The organism is uncultured Adlercreutzia sp., from assembly GCA_910585575.1.
Classification (GTDB): domain Bacteria; phylum Actinomycetota; class Coriobacteriia; order Coriobacteriales; family Eggerthellaceae; genus Adlercreutzia.
This window is the reverse complement of sequence record CAJUFS010000135.1, coordinates 1-1,591: the sequence shown is the minus strand read 5'-3', so window position 1 is coordinate 1,591 and position 1,591 is coordinate 1. Positions and strand designations below refer to the sequence as shown.

At 62.7% G+C, this 1,591-nt stretch carries 2 protein-coding genes; both read left to right on the top strand.

The features are described from left to right. Positions 1-923 (top strand): carbamate kinase (gene arcC, locus QZ307_RS11045; protein ID WP_295999778.1); only part of this gene is annotated, 923 nt, incomplete at its 5' end. Positions 924-1,082: 159 nt separating this feature from the next. After that, positions 1,083-1,591: SDR family NAD(P)-dependent oxidoreductase (locus tag QZ307_RS11040; RefSeq protein ID WP_295999777.1), on the top strand; the 509-nt coding region annotated here is incomplete at its 3' end.

Genomic DNA, 1,591 nt, shown 5'->3' with positions numbered 1-1,591 from the left:
TGGGCGGCAATGCCCTGGGCGACACGCCGGAGGAGCAGCTGAAGCTGCTCGATGGCACGGCGAAGAACTTGGCCCACATGGTAAAAGAGGGCATCAACGTGGTGGTCACCCACGGCAACGGCCCTCAGGTGGGCATTATCGACGAGGCCTTCGTGCTGGCCAGCAAGGATAAGAACAGCCAGGTGCCCTTCATGCCCCTGGCCGATTGCAACGCCATGAGCCAGGGCTATATCGGCGCGCAGCTTACCTGTGCGCTCATGAACGAGTTTCGGGCTCAGGACATCATGCGCTCGGTGGCCGATGTACCCACCCATGTGGTGGTGGACGCCGACGACCCGGCGTTCAAGCACTACCAGAAGCCCATCGGGGCCTTCATGACCGAAGCGGAGGCCAAGGCCTTCGCCAAGGCCACGGGCTGCCAGGTGGGGGAGGATGCGGGACGCGGCTGGCGCCGCATGGTGCCGAGCCCCGTGCCCCAGGACATTGTGGAGCTGGAAACCATTCGCGACCTCATGGAGGACGGCTGCGTGACCGTGGCCGCCGGCGGAGGCGGGGTGCCCGTGATCATGAAGGACGGGGCCTATCAGGCGGTGGATGCTGTCATCGACAAAGACCTGGTCAGCGCCATTTTGGCTTGGCGCGTCCACGCCGATATGCTCATCATTCTCACGGCAGTCGAGAAGGTATACCTCAACTTCAACAAGCCCGACCAGCGCCCCATCGACGTCATGACCACCGAGGAAGCTCGCCAGTACTGCGACGAGGGGCAGTTCGCGCCCGGTAGCATGCTGCCGAAGGTGCAGGCCTGCATCAAGTTCGTCGAGGCCCATCCGGGCGGCCAGGCCCTCATCACCTCCTTGGGCCATGCGGCCGAGGGGCTGCGCGGCGAGACGGGCACGCTCATCACGGCGGTATCGAACTAAACAGCATCCGAGTGCGTTTCCGACGCGGGGTAATCGGCCCTTGACGTGGTATATGGGCCCCTTGATCGAACGCGTCTCGGACGGGCGTGTTAGCTCGGGTAAAGTTATATCGTTTACGCTCGAGAAGGACTCGAGGGAACAGCGAGAAAGGACGGTCCCATGGATCGCTTGAAGGACAAGGTTGCCATCGTCACGGGTTCCACCAGCGGCATTGGTATCGGTATTGCGAAGATGTACGCGGCCGAGGGCGCAAAGGTGGTCATCTGCGGCCGCCGTGAGGAGAAGGGCCAGGCGGTTGTCGACGCCATCAAGGAAGCGGGCGGCGAGGCCCTGTTCCACTTTCTCGACATTACGAAGCCCGAGACCGTGGACGCCCTTATTGCCGACACCGTTGAAGCCTGGGGCAAGGTGGACATCATGGTGAACAATGCCGCCGGTATGGCCCTGAAGGACGGTCGTGTCGACGAGATTTCCCTGGAGGACTGGGATGCCGTGTTCGCCAGCGACATTCGCAGCACTTTCTACTGCATCAAGACGGTTCTGCCCTATATGCAGCAGAACGGGGGCGGCTCCATTGTGAACATCGGCTCCATGGCCTCCTGCGGCGGCGACCTGGGCACGACGGCCTACGCTTGTGCCAAGGCCGGCGTCGACATGCTCACGAAGTA